Consider the following 817-nt stretch of genomic DNA (forward strand, 5'->3'; position numbering starts at 1 on the left):
ATAAGCGCAAGGTGAAGGGAGTAACCTTCACCGTTTTAAGTCTTTACTCCTTTTGAATACAGTCCCTCAGCAGCGGTTAAACTAGCTTATTTCACCTTGAGCAAACTGAACGTACTCGTTTTGTTCACTGTCGTTAAGACTTTGAACTTTAGACCCTGAAGCAAGTTCAGGATCCATGTCTTGTTAGTTTTGAGGCGGCTGCTGTGCTTATAGTTGTATATTGGTTTTGTTCGGTTAAAACGGCTCACTTCACCTTGCGCAAATTGAACGTACTCGCTTCGCTCGCAGTCGTTACATTTTGCACCATGTCATCCTGAACTCGCTTCAGGATCCATTTCTTGTTTGTTTTGATGCGGTTGCTGAGTTTGTAGAGGTGCATTGATTCTGTTCGGTTAAAACGGCTCACTTCACCTTGCGCAAAAGAAGCGCACTCACTGCGTTCGCTGTCGCTAACCTTTTACACCACGTCATCCTGAACTCGCTTCAGGATCCATGCTTTGTTAGTTTTGACGCGGTTGCTGAGTTTGTAGAGGTGTATTGATTTTGTTCGGTTAAACCGGCTCATTTCACCTTGTGCAAAAGAAGCACACTCACTGCGTTCGCTGTCGCTAACCTTTTACACCACGTCATCCTGAACTCGCTTCAGGATCCATGCTTTGTTAGTTTTGACACGATTGCTGAGTTTGTAGAGGTGTATTGAGTTCGCTCGGTTAAGACGCCTCACTTCACCTTGCGCACGATATTTTCCTTGCGCAAAATGAATGTATTTTCTTTGCTCGCTGATGTTGCTTTTTGCACTTTTATCCACAGGTTTGTG

At 44.4% G+C, this 817-nt stretch carries 1 protein-coding gene; it reads right to left on the reverse strand.

The annotated features are described in order from the left end of the window. Positions 1–616 precede the first annotated feature (616 nt). Positions 617–817 (reverse strand): hypothetical protein (locus tag N473_RS26565; RefSeq protein WP_196766444.1); only part of this gene is annotated, 201 nt, incomplete at its 5' end.

Origin of the sequence: Pseudoalteromonas luteoviolacea CPMOR-1 (assembly GCF_001625685.1) — a bacterium.
Taxonomy (GTDB): domain Bacteria; phylum Pseudomonadota; class Gammaproteobacteria; order Enterobacterales; family Alteromonadaceae; genus Pseudoalteromonas; species Pseudoalteromonas luteoviolacea_K.